This is a genomic window from Nonomuraea sp. 3N208 (assembly GCF_052245935.1).
Classification (GTDB): Bacteria; Actinomycetota; Actinomycetes; order Streptosporangiales; family Streptosporangiaceae; genus Nonomuraea.
The window spans coordinates 136,821-156,118 of the sequence record NZ_JBQQBR010000024.1 but is presented as its reverse complement, the minus strand read 5'-3'; the positions used below and the strand labels follow the sequence as shown (position 1 = coordinate 156,118).

Here is a 19,298-nt window from a genome sequence, read left to right as displayed (position 1 = left end):
TCCCATAGATTCACATCCTGAGGGAGAGCTTTTATGGCTCAGGGAACCGTCAAGTGGTTCAACGCCGAGAAGGGCTTCGGCTTCATCGCCCCGGACGGCGGTGCGCCGGACGTGTTCGTTCACTTCTCCGAGATCGTCGGCAGTGGCTACCGCAGCCTTGAAGACGGGCAGCGGGTCGAGTTCGAGATCACGCAGGGCCAGAAGGGCCCGCAGGCCTCCCAGGTCCGCGCCGTCTGACCTGTAGTTGGCTAACAAGACCGGGGTTCGCTTCCAGCGGGCCTCGGTCTTTTGCTTGTGTCGGGTTGGTCACGGGTGGGCCCGCACCTCAACCAGCGGGCTGTCGCCACCGTCCACACCTATATGAGGTACGCGTGGTTATGTCATCCCGTGACCGTTGCCGGGGTGATCGTGCTCTTGGTCAACGACCACCTGCTCAAGCAGGCCTGGCCCGGGTTCGTGACGGGCAAGCTCAGCGACGTGGCCGGCCTCGTCGTGGCGCCCGCGCTGCTGGCCCTGGTCTTCTGGCGGCGGGCCGACCTGGCCGCCATCCTGCTGGTGGGAGTGCTGTTCACGCTCGTGAAAACGACGGAGACGGGCGCTGAGGCCGCCTCCCATGTTTGGACCCTCGTGGCCGGCCCATCGCGCGTCCTGGCCGATCCCACGGACCTACTCGCCCTGCCGGCGCTCGCGCTGGCCTGGTGGGTACGCCGGCGCAGTCTCACGGTGAGCTCCTCCCAGCGCTGGCGGATCATCCTGACGATGCCGCTGGCCGTGCTGGCGGTCGCCGCCACCTCCGCGGCCCCTCCACCGCCCTCGGCCGTCGCCGTCGAGGTGAAGGACGGCAGGATCACCGTCCACAACCGCCACGCAGACTCCACATGGGTCTCCGAGGACAGAGGCGCCACCTGGGCCGAGAGCACCGACCCCACCGCGCAGGACCGGAGCGGCGACGCCTTGTCAGAGCAGAGTCCGCCGGCGGACCTCGGTGAGGAGGACAGGCCCGGTCAGACCGACGCATGCGTGCCCTACCAGGGGACGCGCTGCTATCGGGTGGTGCCAGGCCGGATGGCGGTGGAGCAGTCCGACGACGGCGGCAAGACCTGGGGGCCGTCGTGGGAGCTGTCCGGGGACGACAGGGAGCGCCTCACGAGGCGGTACGACGACGCGTCCGGGCTGCGCTCGATGGCCCTGGCCGTGCAAGGCTGGCGCGGCGGGCACGTCGTGGTCGTCGCGAACGGGCTGGACGGCATCGTGATCCGCGACGAGGCGGGCACCTGGCGGCGGCTCGGCTGGCCTGGCCACGACGCGGCGAGCCCGACGGTGGACCTCTCTCCCGAGATCTACATGGCCGTCTTCCTGGCCGCGTGCTTCTTATTCGGCGCCGCCGGGGCCGGGCTGCGCCGGAATCACCGTCTCTACCTGGGTTTCGCAACGGCCGCCTGCCTGAGTTTCCTGGCCGTGGCGAACTCCGAGCACTTCGCCGATCCGGGCGGCGACCTCGCCATGATCGTGCGACTCCTCGGCGTGCTCACGATCCCGGTGGGCATCGTGGTGTGCATCGCACTGCTCGTCACGGGGCGGGCCCGGCCGGCGCCCGTGGCCGTCGCGGTGCTGGGCGCGCCGCTGGTCTACCTGGGCGTCTACACACCCTTCCACGGGTGGGCGGCGGGCACACCAGGGCCCTACTGGGTGGCGGTCGTGCTGGCCGTGCTGCTGACCGCGATGGTGCTGCTGGCCGCCCTCGCCCTCATCAGGAAGGACGCCCGCCAGGCGAGCTCGCCGGCGGACGATCCTCCTTGGGCTTCGTGAGCCCTACTCGGCCGAGCAGGGCTCACGTCGAGCCCTGCTCGGCCGGCGTCGGCTGCTCGGCCCGCGTGGGCTACTCGGCCGACGTGGGCTACTTGGCCGGCGTGAGCACGTCGAGGCCCACGTAAGGACGCAGCGCCTCGGGAACCACCACGGAGCCGTCGGCCTGCTGATGGTTCTCGAGGATCGCCACGATCCAGCGGGTCGTGGCGAGCGTGCCGTTGAGCGTGGCCAGATGGCGCGGCTTGCTGTCCTTGTCGCGGTAGCGAGCCCCGAGCCTGCGGGCCTGGAACTCGGTGCAGTTGGAGGTCGAGGTCAGCTCCCGGTAGCGGCCCTGGGTGGGAATCCAGGCCTCGCAGTCGAACTTGCGGGCAGCCGACATGCCGAGATCACCCGCCGCCGTGTCGATGATCCGGTAGGGAACCTCGATCTTGGCCAGCATCTCCTTCTCCCAGGCGAGCAGGCGCTGGTGCTCCTCGTGGGCGTCCTCAGGGCGCACGTACGAGAACATCTCGACCTTGTCGAACTGGTGGACCCGGATGATGCCCCTGGTGTCCTTGCCGTACGAGCCCGCCTCGCGGCGGAAGCACGACGACCAGCCCGCGTAACGCAACGGCAGCTCGCCGGCGTCGAGGATCTCCTGAGCGTGGTAGCCGGCCAGCGAGACCTCCGAGGTGCCGACCAGGTAGAGGTCGTCCTCGGGGAGCCGGTAGATCTCCTTGTCGTGGGCCACGTGGAATCCGGTGCCCTGCATGGTCTCCGGCTTGACGAGCACCGGCGTGATCATCGGCGTGAACCCGGCCTCGATCGCCTGCTGCATGGCCATGTTGAGCAGCCCTAGCTGCAGGCGCGCGCCGACCCCCTTGAGGAAGAAGAACCGCGAGCCGGACACCTTGGCGCCGCGCTCCATGTCGATGGCGCCGAGCGCCTCGCCGAGCTCCAGGTGGTCCTTGGGCTCGAAATCGAACGCCCTCGGCTCGCCGTATGTCTCCAGCACCACGTAGTCGTCCTCGCCGCCGGGCGGCGCGCCCTCCTCGACGATGTTGGGCACCGTCTGGAGGAGCTCGTCGAGCTCGGCCCCGAGCTTCTCCGCCTCCGCCTCGGCCGCCTTGACCTGGCTCGCGAGGTCCTTGGCGCGCTGAAGCAGCGCCGCCTTCTCCTCGCCCTGCGCCTTGGAGACCGACTTGCCCATGCTCTTCTGCTCGGCGCGCAGAGACTCGAACGAGGTCAGCGCGGATCGGCGGCGCTCGTCAAGGTCGAGCAGCGTGTCGACGACGGAGTCGTCCTCACCGCGGGCACGCTGCGACGCCCGTAGCCGGTCGGGATCCTCACGAAGGGTACGCAGGTCAATCACAAGGAAAGGCTACCGGCGCCCGGCAACCGCCCGCCCCCGTATTACCTCCGCCCGCCATGGCCACCCCACGATCTGCCACTCCTCTGCCCATGACCCGGCCGATCCCGTGCGGGAATCTGCCTGGGCCGCTCCCATCTCAGGCGGGCACGCACCTGCACGGGGGCCGGACGGGCGTGCCGCAGGGTGTCACGCAACACATATCGGAAGCGCACCTGCACCAGGGCCACATCTCACGCCGTCTCGATCTCCCCGATCTGCTCGCAGCGAAGCCGGAACAGACCTTGCCGGTAGCCGGACCCGCGCGGGCAGGGTCGCTTTGGACGCGGGGCCACTCGCCGGCGGGCAGGTGTAGCCCCGGGCGAAGGGCAACTCGCCGGCGGGCAGGTGTAGCCCCGGGTGAAGGGTCACTCCCAGGCGGGCAGTGTGGCCTCGGGCGTTGGGGCGGTCAGACGTGGCCGGCGCGGATGCGGGCGAGCCAATCGCCTGCCTCGGCGAACTCGGCGTCGGCCGTGCCCCGCTTGATCTGCGGCGCGATGCCGTCGGCCCGCGGGTAACTGCCCAGGAACCGCACCTCACCGCAGATACGGTGCAGCCCGGCGATGGCCTCGCCGACCCGGGCGTCGGCCACGTGTCCCTCGAAGTCGAAGTGGAAGAAGTAACGCCCGATGCCGTCACCGGTGGGCCGCGACTCAATGCGCGTCAGGTTGACCCCGCGCACGGAGAACTCGGTCAGCATCTCCAGCAGCGCGCCCGGGTGGTCGTCGGCCAGGAAAACGACGAGTGTGGTGCGGTCGGAGCCAGTCGGCTCGGGCAGCGGCCCCGGACGGCTCACCCTGACGAACCTGGTCACGGTGTCCGACCTGTCACCGATGTCGGTGGCCAGCTCCACCAGCCCATAGTGCTCACCGGCGATGCGGGCGGCGATGGCGGCGTCGTAGGGGGAGCCCGGCAGCGACACCTCCTGCGCCGCGGCCGCCGTCGAGGGCGCGGCGACCACGACCGCGTCAGGCAGCTCGCGGGCGATGAAGGCGCGGCACTGGGTGATGGCCGCCGGATGCGTGTAGACCCGCTTGATGTGCGGGATCTCGGTGTCGGGCCGGGCCAGCAGCGAGAACTGCACAGGCAACAGCAGCTCGGCCGTGATCAGCAACGGCTCGCCCCAGGCGAACTCGTCGAGCGTCGTGGTGATCGCGCCCTCGATCGAGTTTTCCAGCGGGACCACGGCCCCGTCGGCCTCGCCCGTGCGGGCGGCGTTGAGCGCGGCACTGACCGTGGCGCAGGGCAGCCGCTCGGCGGTGGGCTCGAGGAGCCGCAGGGCCTCTTCGGTGAAGGTGCCTTCCGGCCCGAGATAGGCGAGTCTGGGCATGCATCTAGAGTATCCGCAGGTCGACACGGCGCGCGCGCCCTTTCACCCGCGGCCGGCACCAACGCACGCCTTTACCCGGTGGCTGGCTGTCCGTCAGAGCGGGCCGGACGCGCGCGACGGGATCAACGGCCCGAGCCCCAGCCTGGCCGCACGCACCGCCTCTTCCTCCTCCGGCGACAGCGGCTGCTGCCCCTTCCCGCCCACCACCGGCCGTACGTATGTACGCGTCTCGCTCCGGCCGTTGATCGAGGTCAGGACGATGCCGTCACCCAGCCCGTTGATCATCGCGATCGAGAACGACAGCCGCCCCGTCATCTCGGAGAGCGCGTCGTAGCGGCAGACGGCCACATCCCTGATGGCCTTGAGATCACCTCTGCCCTCGCTGGTCTGTCTGGCCAGCATCCGCTGGCAGTCCTCCACGACGGCTCTGGCCTGCCGGAGCGCCAGGTAACCGATCATTACGCCACTGACCCCGGCGACGACGCCCACGATGATCCATGTGGTAACGAGCACGGCACAGAGGGTAATGGTTCAGTCAAGCGATCTCCGGCGTTTCGGCAACCAGGACACCAACATCCACACCAGAGCCAACGCCCCCAGGCCGAACCCGTTCTGGACGATCTTCCCCAGCACCAGGCTGACCCCCGGTATGTCCGCGGCCTTCAGCGAAACCCCCCACCACGGGATCGGCACCACGTAGTACAACCACACCCCCGCCGCCACCCGCAGCCTGACCGGATCCCGCCCGTCGCCGACGATCGCGCCGAGCACCACGACCACCCAGGCAAGGTGGTGGATCCAGGCCACGGGCGAGAGCAGCACGGCCATCAGCCCGACGAGCGCGACCGCGGTGAGCTGGTCGCCGGTCCGGTACGCGTCGCGGGCGCCGCGGAAGCCGTACCAGCCGACCGCCACCACGATCGCGAGCCAGAGCACGGACGTCAGCGCATCCGGCATGTAGAGGCGGATCAGCATGCCGCGGATCGACTGGTTGGTGGTGGCCGCGTTCGAGCCGAGGCGTTCGGGATCGAGCAGCGCTGAGAACCAGAAGTCGGCCGCGTCCTGCGGGATCACCGCGAACGGCAGCAACGTGAGCACAGCAGCCGCGAACGACGCCATGAAGAACGTGCGCCACTGCCTGGTGATCAACAGGTAGATCAGGAAGACGCCGGGCGTCAGCTTCACCGCCGTGGCCAGCCCGATCAGGAACCCCCGAGGCCACCACGGCCGCCTGGCCACGCAGTCGGCGAGGCACAGCGCGACGAGCATGATGTCCACCTGCCCGAACCGCACCTGGTCCCTGATCGGCATCAGGTACGTGCAAGCCACCATGAGCAGCGCGAACGCCCACGGCACGTACTTGCGCACCGCCGGCCCGCTCAGCGCCTCCCTGAACGAGAACCACACGGTCACGGCCAGCGCCACGAAGATCCCGGCCGTCCACGCCCATTGGGCCGTCTCCCAGGACATCTTCGCCAGCACCACGGCCAGCATCGCGGCGATGGGCGGGTACGTGAACGGCAGCAGCTGCGGCGCGGGCGTGAAGTAGTCGTAGACCCGTCGCCCCTCGAGCAGCATCTGCCCGCCGGTGCGGTAGACGTCCAGGTCGACCAGCCGTTGATCGTCCGGATTCGTGAGCCACGTGTGCACCAACGGCGCCACGGCCGCCGCGACGACGAGCGCCGCGACCACCCACGCCCACCACTGCCGCCGGATCACCCGCACCTCAGCACTTGTCATTCGACCTTCTCCGTGGATACACCGGCCATCAGGCCAGAGAGGAAACAGACTCCCGCGTAGCGGGACAGGGCAAGGCGGTTCGCCGCCAGGGGACCGGCGTCAGGGTACGCACGGGTGCTGTTCCTTGATGATCGTGTAGGCGTAGCCGTCCGCTCGCTGGAGCAGGCGGAGATGCTTGTGCGAGGTCGTGATGAGGCCGGTGCAGGCTTGCACGGTGTGACTGCCGCTGGTACGGACGGCGACCCGGCCCGTATGGGTTCCCGCATGCTTGCCCTTCGGCACGGTCGCGCGCACGAGATCCCCCGTCTGATAGCCGTGGATCTGCTTGGTGCGGGGCATGCGCAGCCGGGTGGAGTTCACCGAAGCGGCGTCCCGCAGCGGCGCCTTGACCTGGGCCAGCACCCGAGTCAGTACCGCCGGGCGGCCGGCCAGGAACTCGGTGACTGGCATGCTGTTCTTGGCCTGGTTGCACGGCACGCAGACCAGACACAGGTTGCTGATCCGGTCCGAGCCACCTCGGGAGCGGGGCTGGATGTGATCGATGGTCAACGGGGTGTCGCCCGCAGCGCAGTAGGTGCAGGTCCGCCCCCACTTCTCCAGCAGGTACTCGCGGGCCTCATAACCGTGCAGCGTACCGTGCTGGGACTCGGTGCCTGCCAGCGGCTTGCCCGCGGCCAGGGCGTGGGGGTCGAATCGCACGGTCTCCACCTGGATCGCCCGTACGGGGGCCAGGCGGCGCAGCCGCACCACCCAGGCCATCGTGGTGTCCACCCGGTGCCGCAGGCTCGGGGCGAGCCAGCCCTCCGGGCGGCGGCGGTTGGCGAACCGGGGAGCACGGTAACGCAGGTTGCGCGAGCGCCTGCCGCGCCGGTAGGCGGCCCGGGCCGCGAGCTTGTTGCGGATCTTGCAGCCGCGGTGGTCGAGCTGGATGGCGTACAGCCCGTAGCTGGTGCCGTCGTGGGCGCGGAACACGCTGATGCCGGTGTGCCTGCTACCCGGGTCGATGGAGACCTCCACGCCCTCCACCTCCGACTGCTCGGTGGTGCGGTCCTTCAGCCGGATGACGAACGGGGTGTGCCGGGCCACCACCGCCCGCCCCACCTTCAGGAGCTTGCGGGCGCGGGCGGGATGGCACGGGTCCAGCGGCGTTCCGTCCGATGCCAGGACGAACACGCGGGGTGCGGTCTCACGACCGGCTTCTCCGCTTGCGCGGGTGACGCTCTCGCCGCCAGGTGAGGCGGCGAGGGTCTCCCCTCGACCATGTTGGGCACTCCGCTGCCCGAAGGCGTCCACGCCCCGTTTCGTCCCTGCTCCAGGGTTGTCTGCAGGCGCGGATTCCAGGGTCCGCCGCTGAGGAAGCACGGCAGAGTGGATCTGCTGACGTGTGTCCAACGTAGCCACCAAGGTCACCTCCCTATCGATGGTGGCTGGGTCTGGTCACCCCGGCCCACCCCCGTACAGCAGGGCAAGCCCCGGCCTTCAGACCGGAGAGCGAGTGACGAAGTGGCACGTTACCGCGACTTCGCGGACAAATCTGCAAGGTCGGTTATCGCTCGCATGTTCGATCACGACTTTACGATATCGGCACGCAAAGTGACGCTGCAAGTGGTTTCCGTTACTGCACATTTAGGCATCACGGCGCCTTCTGGCGCCACGCTGACCGGACGGCCGAAGCCAGAGCGTCCGCGGCCGGCATCTACGATCGAGGGACAGACGCTGGAGGTTCCACACATGCCAAACGACGCCAGGCCGGGCCCCTGCAACGGCTGGTACGGAGCGCGTCGTGAACGGCCTGCGCGGTCGAGCCCTTCCCTCACCCTCATGGCTCGGCGGATCGTCGCCATGGCACTGCTGCTCGGCACCGCCATCGCTGCCTCCCTTATGCCCGCAGCGGCACACGCAGGGACGGCGGAAGAGCAGGCAACCCGGGGACGCGTGGCGCTTGTTGGCGTGCCTGGGCTCGAATGGGGCGATCTCGACCAAGCCCGAACGCCCAACCTGTGGCGTCTGGTGAGCCAGGGCGCCTCGGCCTCGCTTTCGACCCGAGCCGTGCCCCCGCCGGACCGCGGCATCACCTGCCCCATCGCCGGCTGGCTGACGGTTTCCGCGGGCCAGCGGGCCGGTACGGCGGGCAAGGGCTGCCCAGCCCCTGCCGCGCCCCAGCCGGCGGGCACGGGTGCGACCGTCCCCAACTGGTCGACGTTGACGGCGTATCAGTCGGAGACCGGTTTCAGCGCGCGGCTCGGGACCCTGGGGCAGTTGGTGACGGACGGGGGTGGCAAGGTCGCGGCCATCGGACCGGGTGCCGCGATTGCCGGGGCCGACAGGTCTGGAAATATCGCCAAATACGCTCCTACCCTCGACGCTCTGGGCGACCCTGCCCCGTACAACCTGATCGTGTTCGAGGCCGCCGACCTCGCGAACGCCTGGGCCGGCCGGCCCCTCGACGAGTACGGCGTCCCGGTCCCCCTGCCGGCCGCGGCGCGCCAGGCCGCCGTGGCCGGGGCGGACCAGCAAATCGCCGCCCTGGTGGGCAAGGTGCCGGCCGGCACGACGATCCTGGTGGCCGGAATCTCGGACGTGACCCCGAACGCGCACCTGCACGTGGCGATCGCCGCCGGCCCGTCCCCGAGCGGGGAACCGTACCCACACGGCCACCTCACCGCCACCTCCACCCGCCAGGACGCCCTGGTCACCATCACCGACCTCACCGCCACCACCATCCAGCTCCTGGGCCTGACCGCCCCGCGCGAGGTGGTGGGCCGCCCCTGGCAACCGGGCGGTCCCGTGCCCGCCACCCCGGCGGGCACGGTGGCGGAGCTGGCGGACGGGGATCTGGCCAGCCAGGTCCTGCGTGAGGTACGCGGCCCGTTCTTCACCGTCCTGGTGACGGTCCAGCTCCTCTTCTACGCCTGGGCCGCCCTCGCCCTACGCCGCCGCCGCTCCACGGACCACCCGCCGCCCCCCAGCCCCGCCACCGACCCGCTCGCGAGCACCTCCAAGCTCCTCCGTGCCGTCCAAGTCGTGGCGGTCGTCAGTGGGGCAATCGCCGTCTCCACGTTCCTGGCACAGTTGGTGCCCTGGTGGGCGCTGCCGATGCCGATGCTTTCCGTCATCGTGACGATCATGGCCATCGCCGGCCTGATCACCGCCGTCGCCTTCGCCGGCCCCTGGCGGGCGCACGTCATCGGCCCGCTCACGGCCGTTGCGGCGATCACGTCCCTTGCCCTCCTCATCGACGTCATGACGGGGTCCAAACTCCAGGTGAACGCCGTGACCGGCTACGAGCCCGTGACCGGAGGGCGGTTCTACGGCTTCAGCAACATCGCCTTCGCCGTCTACGCCACGGGAACCATCCTCGGGCTGGCCGGGGTGGCGCAATGGTTGCTGAGCAGGGGCGTGTCCAGGTTCGTGGTGGTGGGGGCGTGCTCGCTGTACGGGGGCTTCGCGGTGTTCGCGGATGGCTGGCCGTCGTGGGGTGCGGACTTCGGCGGGGTGCCGGCGTTCGTGGTCGGGCTGGCGGTCTTCCTCATCCTGCTCTCGGGTAGACGTGTGTCGGTGCTGCGCCTTCTGCTGGTCGGCCTGGCGGGGGCCGTGCTGGTCGGCGCCCTGTCCGTGGTCGACTGGCTGCGGCCGGAGACTCAGCGGACCCACCTGGGTACGTTCGTGCAGCAGGTCATCGACGGTCAGGCGTGGACCGTCGTCGGCCGTAAGTTCAGCGCCATGATCGGCGTAACGGTCGGCAACTGGTCCCTGACCCTCCTCTCGGTGGTGGCGCTGGCGTTCCTGTTCCTGGTCCTCGCCCGGCCCTCGCGTTGGGGCGCGCCGGCGCTCGGCCAGGCGTACGCACTGGCCCCCTCGTTCAGAGCAGGCCTGCTCGGCGCCTTGACGTGCGCCCTCGTCGGCTTCCTGATGAATGACTCGGGCATCGCCATCCCTGCTATGGCGCTAACGGTGGCGGTCCCGCTGACGCTGGCCGCCTGTGTCCGCGCCCTGCAGCTCGCCACGCCCACACCGCCAGCGCCACGGTCAGGGCGAGCAGCACCCACGCGATCTGAGGCCGGACCACCGTCCTGAGCCACTCGAGGTCGGCGGGCTGCTCCTCGACCCGGGCAGGCAAGTAGGCGAGGGACAGGACAAGCAGGTGAACGACTATGAACCCGTCCACCGCCGACGCCGCCACGAGCGCCAGCATCCCGAACGCCAGCCCGTCGTACCAAGGGAGGATGTACGGCGTGGCGAACAGATACGCCACCACCAGCCCCGCCGCCACGACGGGCGCCTCCAGCCCGCCGACCCCGGACGCGCCGGGCAGCCCGCTTGCCCCATCGGCGCCCGGCAGCCGTCCCGGCCTGTGGGTGCCGTGGAGCCGGCTGGTCCAGTGCGTACGGGAGGCCCAGCGGAGCAGGCACCAGGCGACGAGTGCCAGCACCAGCAGCGAGCCGACCTGAATCTCGCCCCGGTACGCGCTTCCGGTCCCCACGATCGACTGGAGCCAGCCCTGGACGAGCTTCCAGTACGAGGCATGTGAGATCGACTTGCTGGTGCGGGTCACCGGCGTGATCGCTTCCGCTCCGGCGATCGCATAGCCGGCGACGACCAGCGCCAGGGCGCAGGCCGCCATCAGGGCCAGCCGGGCGGGGCGCCGGCGCAGCTCCCAGGCCGGGCCGAGAGCCACGAGGCCGGCATTGATCTTGATGGCCACCCCTAGCCCGAGTAGGGCACCCGAGCCCATGGGGCGGCTCCTGGCCAGGAGCGCCGCGACCATGCAGGCGACAGCCAGGGTGTCCACGTGCATGCCCGCGACCAGGTGATAGAGCAGGAGCGGGTTGGCCGTCCACAGCAGGGCTGCCCGCAGCCGCCTATCCGGATCGTCCTTGGTGAAACGGTCGATGAGGAGGCCGGTGGCGATGAAGGCAGCGGCGTTGAACAGCGCCAGAACGAAGATCGTCAACCGGAGCGAGTCCCCGCCGACCCAGCTCGCGGCCGCCTGCAGAGCCGTCGCCACCGGGCCGTACACGCTGGGCTCCTCACGCCACGGCTCCTCGACCGCGTCGGCGACGAGGTCGCCGGGCAGGTCGGCGGCGCCATGGGTGTACGGGCTGAGGCCCAGCGTCACCATGCGGCCGTACGCGGCGTAGTTGAGGTGGTCGCCGGAACCCGAGGGAGGCAGGAACGCGAGGATCCCGGCGGCGAGGCAGCCCATGAGCACCAGCACGCGCGCGCTGGGCAGGCCCACGCGTCCCCCGGTCCCCCACGCCGTCGCCTGGGTTTCCCGGGCGGATGCGGCTTGCGTGCGACTCCCGGGGGAGCTGGATCCGACCGGGATCGGGGCCCTGGCGTCGGCCGTGGGCACGGTGCGGATGGCGAAAAGGGCGGCCAGGAGGCCGAGCCCACCGAGAATGAGCGCGACGGCGGCGAGGGCGACGATCAGGTGGGGGGCGGGGTGGACGTCGAGAGAATACGGCGGCTGCCAGGCGGGGCCGCTCAATGCGGGCACCATGGGGGACGGGCCGAGCAGGCCGATGATGATCGTCAGCAGGATCGAGACACCGATCGCCCCTGTGGCCGCCCTTGCCAGCCGGCCTCGTGCCTTGTCGTGCCGCGTCTCCGAAGTCACCCGCAAATTCCAGCACACCTGCCGACCGCCGTCGGCCGGATGCCGGACCCGACGCCAAGCCTCCAGCCCGGCGGGACGGTCCGATCTGGAGGGTCTGGCGTCGTGAGGCGGGGCAGAGGCGCGCTCGACTGTCTGCCGTTCGAGGTGGTCAGCGTTTGGGGTGAAGTTTGTGGAGGTTTTGGGTGACAAGCGGGTCTCGGACGGCCAGGGCGCGGGCCACGTCACGGAGTTGGATAGCGCGGTGGAGCTGCGCCCGCCAATCCGTCCCTGTGGCCCGATGTGCCATGTCCACCTCGACCTCCGTCACCCGAAGCCCCTTGCGCACCAGGTCGATCGTCAGCGCGGTCTCCACGCCGAACCCGTGCGCCAGCGGCCGGGCGGCCTCGAAGGCGACTCTGGTCAGGCAGCGCTGGCCGTTGAGCGGCTGGGCGAGCTCCAAGCCGGTGGCCCTGCGGATGCCTTCCCTGGACAGGCGTACGACTAAGCCGTGGCCGCCGAGCTTCACCCTGGTCGTGAACACGGCGATGGTCATGTCGGCCTGACCGGCGCGTACAGGCACGATGAGCGGCGCCGCGGCGGCGGCCGTCTCGCCTAGGTCAGCGTCCAGGAAGAGAAGGTGGCGGGGGGTGGCATCCTCATCCAGGAGACGTACGGCCTCCGCCCCTGTCTCCATCGCCGCGGCCTTGCCCCTGTTGCGGCTGTGCCGCACCACCCGGGCTCCCGCGGCGCGCGCCACCCTGCCGGTCTGGTCCCGCGAGCCGTCGTCCACGACCACGACGAGGTCCACACCCGGCAGGGCCGCGGCGGCCTTGACCGTGGCCGCGATGCGGTCGGCTTCGTTGGCGGCCGGGATGATGACCGCGGTGTCACCGTTCACTGACAGTCACCTTCCATCAACACGACACGTCCGTACCCGTCCCCGCGGCGAGGCAGCAGGCCGCGCCCGCGCGGCTCCACGCCCGCGCAGGGGGCCATGCGGCTCGCGTCACGATCCCTCGGCGATGAGGATCTCCTGTGGCACTTCGTCATGCACGGTGAACACCGAGTCAAGCCCGGTGACCTGCAGGATCTTGCGTACGGCGGGACGCGGCGCGGCCACCTCGAGTGTCCCGCCCTGTTCCTTCATCCGTTTGAGCGCCGAAAGCAGCACGTTCATCCCCGTGGAGTCGCAAAAATCCACGGCGGACATGTCGATGACCACCCGGCTGGGCCCCTCCTGCAGCAGCCGAGTGAATTCGGACTGCAGGTGAGGCGCCGTATAGAGGTCGATTTCCCCGGTGACCGCGACGACCGCGCACCCGGCATGTGATCGAGTCGAGACCTTGAGCTCCACATGGGCAGGCTAGCGGCGCGGAGCCTTCCGGTCACGTTGTCACGCCGAGAGGATGGCCACAGGTTTTTGTCCTCCGTTTGGGCTCCATGGAAACGGAGAGTACGCGAAACTTGACAGTGTGACACCGAATGAGCCCACGCCACGTCGAGGAGGAGGGGCGGATCCCGTATCGATGAAGGCCGACAATCCCGAAGATCTTCAGCGTCAGGGGCTCCGAGAACGCCTGGAGTCCATCCTCATCCGCACAGAGAAGGCCACTACATGGCATGACGAAGCAGGACGGCTCCGGGGCCTGGTCAACAACGAGGGCTACGTCCCCATCCGGACCCGGCTGGCGACCGAGGACCTGGAGTTCCTCGCCGGCGCTCGCAGTGAAATGCTCAGGTTCTCCGAACTAGGGCTGAGGCTGCTCGATCTGCACCAGCCGAGGGACGCGGGTGGCATCACCAGCGACGCCGCGCACCCCATCCTGCGGTGCCGGAGCTGCATGTGGCGCTGGCCATGCCCGACATTTCGGGCAATGTTGGAGTCGTTCGGCACCCAGTCGGACCCAGACGGCACAAGAGCCGACACAGCGGCCGCGAACGGCGCCGGGCCGCGGGAAACGATCAGCTGATCAGGGGAAGCCGGATCTCGAACCGGCACCCCGGCCCATCGTTGACCACCCCGATCATCCCGTCGTGCGCTTCCACGATGCCCTGTGCGATGGCCAGCCCGAGCCCCGCGCCGCCGTCCGCGGTGGGAGTCCGCGCCGCCTCCCCCCGGAAGGCCACCTCGAACACCCGAGGCAGATCGTCATCGGGAATCCCCCCGCAACAGTCCGTCACGGACAGGCACGCCATCCCCTCGTCCACTCCGGCCCGCAACACCACGGTCCGGTCCGACGGCGTGTGCCGGATGGCGTTGACCACTAGGTTGCCGAGGGCCCGGCCGAGCGCCCCGGCGTCGGCCTCCACCGGCACGGTCTCCGCCGCCTCGGCCGTGAGCACCACGCCCTTGGCCCTGGCGAGTGGCTCGGCGCCCGCCAGCGTGTCGGCGACGAGGTCGGCCAGCCCGATCCGGGCCCTGGACAGCCGCAGGGCCCCGGCGTGGATGCGCGACAGCTCGAACAGGTCGTTCACCATGGCGGACAGCCGCTCCACCTCCAGCTTGATCTGGCCGTGGTAACGCGCGACCGTCTCGGGGTCCGACACCACCCCGTCCTCCAGCGCCTCGGCCATGGCCCGCATGCCGGCCAGCGGCGTCCGCAGGTCGTGGCTCACCCAGGCGACGAGCTCGCGCCGCGCCCCTTCCAGGGCACGTTCCCGCGCGTACGCCTCCTCTAGAGTGTTCGCGATCGTCTGCAATTCGGCAGGCAACCCCTGCGGGGCCACGAACGGCATGTCCCGTACAGCGTCCACCAGCCGCCTGCTCTCTCGCACCACCCGCTTGGCCAGCACGAACGCCACCCCAAGCCCCACCAGCCCGCCGACGGCCACCACGCTCAGCACGAAGTCCTTTACCGCCCCCTCGATAATCATCTTCATGATGATCGCCACGACGCCGGCCAGGGTGGCCGCCACCGCGACCACCACGACCACGGCCAGCATCACGCCGATGGACCTGGTACGCAGCCACCACATGATCCAGATGCCGGCCAGCGCGATCAGCAGCCCGAGCCCGGCGGCCACGGCGACGACCATCCACAACTCCCCGCCCATCAGGTGCCGCCTTCCAAGGGCTCGTACCGGTATCCGACCCCCCACACCGTGACGATCCTCCGCGGCTCCGTCGGATCCGGCTCGATCTTCTCCCGCAGCCGCCGTACGTGCACGGTCACCGTGGACGAGTCGCCGAACGACCACCCCCATACCTGGTTCAGCAGCGCCGAGCGGCTGAAGGCCTGGCGCGGGTTGCGCATGAGGTACGCCAGGAGGTCGAACTCCCGGGCCGTCAGCATGACCTCGTCCCCGCGCAGCCGTACCTCATGGGCTCCCACGTCCACCACGAGGTCACCGTCACGCAGCACCCCGGTCCCGCCGGTCACGGAGGCGCCACGAGCCCGCCGGAGCACGGACTGCACGCGCAGGGCCAGCTCGCGCGGGCTGAACGGCTTGGTCACGTAGTCGTCGGCCCCAGTCTCCAGGCCGACCACGCGGTCGATCTCCTCGCCGAGCGCGGTCAGCATGATCACCGGGACCGGCCAGCGCTCCCTGAGCTTCCTGCAGACCTGCAGCCCGTCGATCTTGGGCAGCATGAGATCGAGCACCATGAGGTCCGGCGGGTGCGCCAGCGCCCTGCGCAGCGCCTCCGCGCCGTCGCCCACGCACTCGACCTCGTGCCCGTCGCGCTCCAGATATCGGGCGACGACCTCGGAGACGGTCGGATCGTCATCGACCACCAGGATGCGCGTGTTCACGTCTACACCGTACGGCCGAGCCCCGCGGAAGCGGCATGGACGTCATAGCTTCGTAAGCCTCGCGGATCATGCCCCGAGGACGTACGGTGGCTCCATGGGTAAAGTCGTGATGCTCGTCCTAGGGACCCTGCTAGGTCTCTTCGTGGTGTTCAACTTCCTGCTGCCCATGCTGGCAGTCCTGGTCAAGGTCGCGCTGATCATCGGTGTGGTCGCCCTGGTCGTCTTCATCGCGGTCACCGTCGTCGGCAAGTCCTCCCGGTCACATTGACGCTTTTCCTGCTTGATCCGTGGCTGGTCGGGATCACCATGATGGCGATCCTGCTGCTGGCCACGTGGGCGGCCATGTTGCTGCCCGTCCTCAGCGGGGAGCCGCCGAGCTTTCCGCTGAGTTACGCGCGCCGTACGGCGTTCCAGCGCCAGCGCGACCCCGACGCGGCCGGACGCCCGCGTCCACGAGCCCCCTAGGCATGCCCCGCTTCCACACGTAAGCGGGGCTCGCCGGCATGTGAGCCCTATCTCATCTCCCGTTGATCGAAGGGCTCATGATCGATTCTCTTGTCACGTTCATCATCGGCATGGCCGGGGGCAATGCCGCGCTCGCGATCGTGTTGTTCACGGTGACCGTGCGGCTCCTGCTGCTGCCGCTCAACGTCCGCCAGGCCCGTACGGTGAAGATCCGCGAACGACTCGCGCCCAAGCTTCGCGAACTGCAGAAACGCTACTCGCGCAAGCCCGAGCGGCTGGCCGAGGAGACGCGTGCGCTCTACGCCAAGGAAGGCAGCTCGCCATTCGCCGGGTTCTTGCCGATGCTGGTGCAGCTGCCGTTCATGTGGCTGATGTACCGGGTGGCCACGCATCCGACCGCGCTGGCCGGTCACGACCTGTTCGGGGCGCCGCTAGGGCAACAAGTTGCTGGACTGGTCGCCAATTACGGTCTGGTCAGTGCACCGGTTTTGGTCTTCGTTCTGGTCATTGCACTGGTCACAGCGGTGGCATGGCTGTCCGCAAGGCAGATCAAGGTTCCCGAGGAACAACCTGAGGTGATGCGGAGGATCATGCGGCTGCTGCCGTACGGCTCCGTGTTGGCCGCGCTCGTGCTCCCGCTGGCGGCCGGGCTCTACCTGCTGGTGTCCACGGCTTGGGCGACCGGAGAGCGGGCCGTACTGGCTAGCCGGCCTCTTTGAGTGCTGCTGCGACCTGCCCGTTCATCGATCCTTTGGGGGCGGGCAGGATGGCCCACACCGTCGTGGTGTCCCCGTCGTGACGTACCCCCCAGCTCTCCGCCACGTATTCCACGATGCCGAGCCCCCGGCCCCCCAGCGAGGACAGGGTCGGGCGGCCGGCCCGCGGCTCGGTCGCCGCGCCCCCGTCGCTGACCGCCACCTCTATGTGATCGTCGCTGCGCAGCCAGGCGACCCTCACCATCCCCGACGGCAGCGGATGCGCGTGCCGCAGCGCGTTGCTCAGCAATTCGCTCACCACGAGCACCGCATCGTCGATCGCCGCGGAAAAGACCCCACTTTCCTGCAGGTCAGTGCTCAGACGCTGGCGGGCGACGGCAACGCTGGACGGCGCGTACGGCAGCAGCACCACGCTTGACACACCCACCTCCCCGTTCCCTGTGCCCCCCGCGGGAACACTCCCCGGTACGACCGAAATGCCCCGTTACTCGATCCCAGAAACCGCATCTCGATCACAGCTTGTACACATTGGACGATAGGTCAGCTCAACCGTGACCACCTCGTTACCGCATCGGTGTGTCGGATCCGATAGTGGACGGGCACCGAAGGATGAGCCGCATTCTGGTGCCACCTTCAGGTCTCGGATGAGCGCTCACGTCGCCTCCCTGTGCTCTGGCGAGGCTGCGGACGATGTAGAGACCGAGCCCCACTCCACCAAACCTTCTCCGGTCGCCGCTGTCCACCTGGACGAACCTCTCGAAGATCCGCTCGCGGTCCGGCGGGGCGATGCCGACCCCTTCGTCGTCGACCACCACGACGACGTTGTCGTCCTCCGGCCAGGCCTCGACGCTGATCAGCCCGCCCTTCGGCGAATACTTGAACGCGTTCTCCAGCAGCTGCCCCAGGACGATGTCCGTGGCCAGCGCGTCGCCGAGCACGTTCGGCAGCTTGTCGGGGAGCACGACCTCCACCCGATGCTTGTCCGACAGAGCGGGCAGTCCCAGCGTGGCCGCGTGGATGCGCTCGGCCAGGTCAAAGGTCTCGATACGCACCTTGAGCTCGTCCGCGCCCGCTCTGGCGCCCAGCAGCAGGTGGTCCATGAGCTGCCCCAGCGACCTGGCCCGCTCGGCGATCGTGTGCACGGCCGAGCGTCGCTCAGGGTCGCTCAGCTTGTCCCAGCGGGAGTCCAGCGTGCTCGCGAACCCCCGCACGATCGTGATCGGCGTCCGCAGCTCGTGGCTGGTCGTGGCCAGGAACAGGTCCTTGGCCTCCTCGAGCTCCTTGGCCGTGGTCACGTCGCGGAAGTCCACGACGACCTCGCCGGTCTCCTCGACCCGCGCGCTCACCACGTCCAGCCACCGCCCGCTCTCCATCTGGAACGTGAGCTTCTCCCCCGCCTCTGGCAGCGGGAACGGCGGCGGCCCGCCGATGACGGCGTCGGCGGGGAACGCGGTGATCTCGGCGGCGGCGGGGTTCCACCGCACCACGCGCCCGGCCTGGTCCAGCACGGCGATTCCGTCGGCGCTGGCGTCGAACACGGCCTGCTCGTGCGCCCGCTGCCGTACTGCCTCCTGGTAGGCGACGGCGTTGCCGACGGCGATGCCCGCGTGGCCGGCCAGCAGCTCCAGCAGCTCCAGTTCGAGATGCCCCGGCGTGCGCCGGGCGAAGAGCGCGTAGAGCGCGCCGTACGGCCGCCCGCCGACGGCGGCGAGGCCCAGCGCGATCGTGTGCAGCCCGTTGAGCTTCGCCCACACCAGGTCGTCGAGCTCGCTCGACTGCAGTAGAACCGTCTTGCCGGTTCGTAAGAGCCGATCCACGAGGCTGGTCCGCAGGTCGGTGGTGGTCCCCCTGATCGACTCCGGCAGCTGGTACGTGCTGACCAGCCGCAACCGCTCCTCCTCGATCAACACGAACCCGCCCGCGTCCGCCCCGGTCAGCTCGGTGAGGCTGGCCGAGATCCGGTCCAGCACGGCCGACAGCTCCAGCTCGGAGTTGATGTCACCGACCACGTCCGTCAGCTTGCGCACGAGCCTGGCCCGGCGCGCCATACGGTTCTTGGCGACCTCGTCCGTCCTGGCCAGGTGGTGCACGCACACGTACCCGGCCACGGCGCTGCCCAGCCGCAACGCGCTGATGTCGACCCGCACGTCGAGCACGCTGCCGTCGCTGTGCAGGCGTTTGGTGCGCAACGACACCTGGCCCCCGGTACGCACGCGTTCGAGCACGGCGTTGAGCTCGGCGGTCAGCTCCGCAGGCACGATCGGGGCCCTGCGCCCGAGCATCTCCTCCGCCGTCCACCCGAAGAGCCGCTCGGCGGCCTCGTTCCAGACCAGCACGCTCTGGTCCCTGTCGAGCGCCACGACGGCGTTGGGTGAGCTGGCGAGCACCGCTCGGGCGATCTCATCGTCACTACCGGCCCATTGGTCCCCCACACCTCCATAGTGCCCGTGGCGAGGTAGGTACGTCGGGCGATCCGTCCGATACGCTGCGGTCACGGCGA

General features: G+C 69.6%; 18 protein-coding genes and 1 pseudogene. 7 read left to right on the top strand and 12 right to left on the bottom strand.

The window, feature by feature from the left end; all coding sequences use genetic code 11:
- Positions 1 to 33 precede the first annotated feature (33 nt).
- Positions 34 to 237 (top strand): cold-shock protein, encoded by a 204-nt coding sequence (locus tag ACTWPT_RS33190; RefSeq protein ID WP_127938141.1) that lies wholly within the window; start codon positions 34 to 36, stop codon positions 235 to 237.
- Positions 238 to 402: 165 nt separating this feature from the next.
- Positions 403 to 1,809: a hypothetical protein gene (locus ACTWPT_RS33185; RefSeq protein ID WP_443181449.1), complete on the top strand. Its 1,407-nt coding sequence runs from the start codon at positions 403 to 405 to the stop codon at positions 1,807 to 1,809.
- Positions 1,810 to 1,897: 88 nt separating this feature from the next.
- On the opposite strand, the gene serS is transcribed toward ACTWPT_RS33185, so the two are convergent.
- From serS to iscB, 5 genes are all read right to left on the bottom strand, one after another.
- Complete coding sequence (gene serS / locus ACTWPT_RS33180; protein WP_443181448.1) at positions 1,898 to 3,160, bottom strand: serine--tRNA ligase; 1,263 nt, start codon at positions 3,158 to 3,160, stop codon at positions 1,898 to 1,900.
- Positions 3,161 to 3,605: 445 nt separating this feature from the next.
- The gene (pheA, locus tag ACTWPT_RS33175) at positions 3,606 to 4,526 is read right to left on the bottom strand and encodes a prephenate dehydratase (RefSeq protein WP_443181447.1); all 921 of its coding nucleotides are present in this window, start codon (positions 4,524 to 4,526) and stop codon (positions 3,606 to 3,608) included.
- 93 nt (positions 4,527 to 4,619) lie between these two features.
- Entirely contained in the window at positions 4,620 to 5,039 is a 420-nt protein-coding gene (locus ACTWPT_RS33170) for a DUF4446 family protein (protein ID WP_443181446.1), read from the bottom strand.
- Positions 5,040 to 5,057: 18 nt separating this feature from the next.
- Positions 5,058 to 6,266, bottom strand: a complete 1,209-nt coding sequence (locus ACTWPT_RS33165) for a glycosyltransferase 87 family protein (protein ID WP_443181445.1) — start codon at positions 6,264 to 6,266, stop codon at positions 5,058 to 5,060.
- A 99-nt stretch (positions 6,267 to 6,365) separates the two neighbouring features.
- Positions 6,366 to 7,439 carry an RNA-guided endonuclease IscB gene (iscB, locus tag ACTWPT_RS33160; protein WP_443181444.1) on the bottom strand — a complete coding sequence of 358 codons (1,074 nt, stop codon included), beginning with the start codon at positions 7,437 to 7,439 and terminating at the stop codon, positions 6,366 to 6,368.
- A gap of 648 nt (positions 7,440 to 8,087) precedes the next feature.
- On the opposite strand from iscB, the gene ACTWPT_RS33155 reads away from it, so the two are divergent.
- Positions 8,088 to 10,343, top strand: coding sequence for a hypothetical protein (locus tag ACTWPT_RS33155; protein WP_443181443.1), 2,256 nt, complete (start codon positions 8,088 to 8,090; stop codon positions 10,341 to 10,343).
- A 313-nt stretch (positions 10,344 to 10,656) separates the two neighbouring features.
- Here ACTWPT_RS33155 and mptB read toward each other — a convergent pair.
- The 3 genes and pseudogenes from mptB to ACTWPT_RS33140 all read right to left on the bottom strand — a co-directional run.
- Positions 10,657 to 11,472: pseudogene (gene mptB / locus ACTWPT_RS33150) on the bottom strand (polyprenol phosphomannose-dependent alpha 1,6 mannosyltransferase MptB); the annotation flags it as partial.
- Between the two features lie 562 nt (positions 11,473 to 12,034).
- Positions 12,035 to 12,763 (bottom strand): glycosyltransferase, encoded by a 729-nt coding sequence (locus tag ACTWPT_RS33145; RefSeq protein ID WP_443181442.1) that lies wholly within the window; start codon positions 12,761 to 12,763, stop codon positions 12,035 to 12,037.
- Between the two features lie 108 nt (positions 12,764 to 12,871).
- Complete coding sequence (locus ACTWPT_RS33140) at positions 12,872 to 13,219, bottom strand: STAS domain-containing protein (protein WP_443181441.1); 348 nt, start codon at positions 13,217 to 13,219, stop codon at positions 12,872 to 12,874.
- 172 nt (positions 13,220 to 13,391) lie between these two features.
- Between ACTWPT_RS33140 and ACTWPT_RS33135 the strand changes: the two genes are divergently transcribed.
- Positions 13,392 to 13,835 carry a hypothetical protein gene (locus ACTWPT_RS33135; RefSeq protein WP_443181440.1) on the top strand — a complete coding sequence of 148 codons (444 nt, stop codon included), beginning with the start codon at positions 13,392 to 13,394 and terminating at the stop codon, positions 13,833 to 13,835.
- On the opposite strand, the gene ACTWPT_RS33130 is transcribed toward ACTWPT_RS33135, so the two are convergent.
- Together ACTWPT_RS33130 and ACTWPT_RS33125 are read right to left on the bottom strand one after the other, a co-directional pair.
- Complete coding sequence (locus ACTWPT_RS33130; protein ID WP_443181439.1) at positions 13,828 to 14,919, bottom strand: sensor histidine kinase; 1,092 nt, start codon at positions 14,917 to 14,919, stop codon at positions 13,828 to 13,830. The genes ACTWPT_RS33135 and ACTWPT_RS33130 overlap by 8 nt on opposite strands.
- Positions 14,919 to 15,617 carry a response regulator transcription factor gene (locus tag ACTWPT_RS33125; RefSeq protein WP_443181438.1) on the bottom strand — a complete coding sequence of 233 codons (699 nt, stop codon included), beginning with the start codon at positions 15,615 to 15,617 and terminating at the stop codon, positions 14,919 to 14,921. Before ACTWPT_RS33125 ends, ACTWPT_RS33130 begins: the two co-directional genes overlap by 1 nt.
- Positions 15,618 to 15,711: 94 nt before the next feature.
- On the opposite strand from ACTWPT_RS33125, the gene ACTWPT_RS33120 reads away from it, so the two are divergent.
- The 3 genes from ACTWPT_RS33120 to ACTWPT_RS33110 all read left to right on the top strand — a co-directional run bounded on the left by ACTWPT_RS33120 (position 15,712) and on the right by ACTWPT_RS33110 (position 16,801).
- Positions 15,712 to 15,885, top strand: a complete 174-nt coding sequence (locus ACTWPT_RS33120) for a hypothetical protein (RefSeq protein ID WP_443181437.1) — start codon at positions 15,712 to 15,714, stop codon at positions 15,883 to 15,885.
- Positions 15,882 to 16,082: a DUF6412 domain-containing protein gene (locus ACTWPT_RS33115; RefSeq protein WP_443181436.1), complete on the top strand. Its 201-nt coding sequence runs from the start codon at positions 15,882 to 15,884 to the stop codon at positions 16,080 to 16,082. Before ACTWPT_RS33120 ends, ACTWPT_RS33115 begins: the two co-directional genes overlap by 4 nt.
- 62 nt (positions 16,083 to 16,144) lie before the next feature.
- Entirely contained in the window at positions 16,145 to 16,801 is a 657-nt protein-coding gene (locus ACTWPT_RS33110; protein WP_443181435.1) for a YidC/Oxa1 family membrane protein insertase, read from the top strand.
- Here the strand turns inward: ACTWPT_RS33110 and ACTWPT_RS33105 are convergent.
- Positions 16,785 to 17,219: an ATP-binding protein gene (locus tag ACTWPT_RS33105; protein ID WP_443181434.1), complete on the bottom strand. Its 435-nt coding sequence runs from the start codon at positions 17,217 to 17,219 to the stop codon at positions 16,785 to 16,787. The two genes, ACTWPT_RS33110 and ACTWPT_RS33105, sit on opposite strands and share 17 nt — an antisense overlap.
- Positions 17,220 to 17,361: 142 nt before the next feature.
- Positions 17,362 to 19,230: an ATP-binding protein gene (locus ACTWPT_RS33100; RefSeq protein WP_443181433.1), complete on the bottom strand. Its 1,869-nt coding sequence runs from the start codon at positions 19,228 to 19,230 to the stop codon at positions 17,362 to 17,364.
- Positions 19,231 to 19,298 lie beyond the last annotated feature (68 nt).

Bases quoted from the DNA above. Each gene is read 5' to 3' on its own strand.
- ACTWPT_RS33130 (WP_443181439.1), bottom strand. From the start codon at position 14,919: ATGGGCGGGGAGTTGTGGATGGTCGTCGCCGTGGCCGCCGGGCTCGGG.
- ACTWPT_RS33135 (WP_443181440.1), top strand. From the start codon at position 13,392: ATGAAGGCCGACAATCCCGAAGATCTTCAGCGTCAGGGGCTCCGAGAA.
- ACTWPT_RS33165 (WP_443181445.1), bottom strand. From the start codon at position 6,266: ATGACAAGTGCTGAGGTGCGGGTGATCCGGCGGCAGTGGTGGGCGTGG.
- ACTWPT_RS33155 (WP_443181443.1), top strand. From the start codon at position 8,088: ATGGCTCGGCGGATCGTCGCCATGGCACTGCTGCTCGGCACCGCCATC.
- ACTWPT_RS33190 (WP_127938141.1), top strand. From the start codon at position 34: ATGGCTCAGGGAACCGTCAAGTGGTTCAACGCCGAGAAGGGCTTCGGC.
- ACTWPT_RS33120 (WP_443181437.1), top strand. From the start codon at position 15,712: ATGGGTAAAGTCGTGATGCTCGTCCTAGGGACCCTGCTAGGTCTCTTC.
- pheA (WP_443181447.1), bottom strand. From the start codon at position 4,526: ATGCCCAGACTCGCCTATCTCGGGCCGGAAGGCACCTTCACCGAAGAG.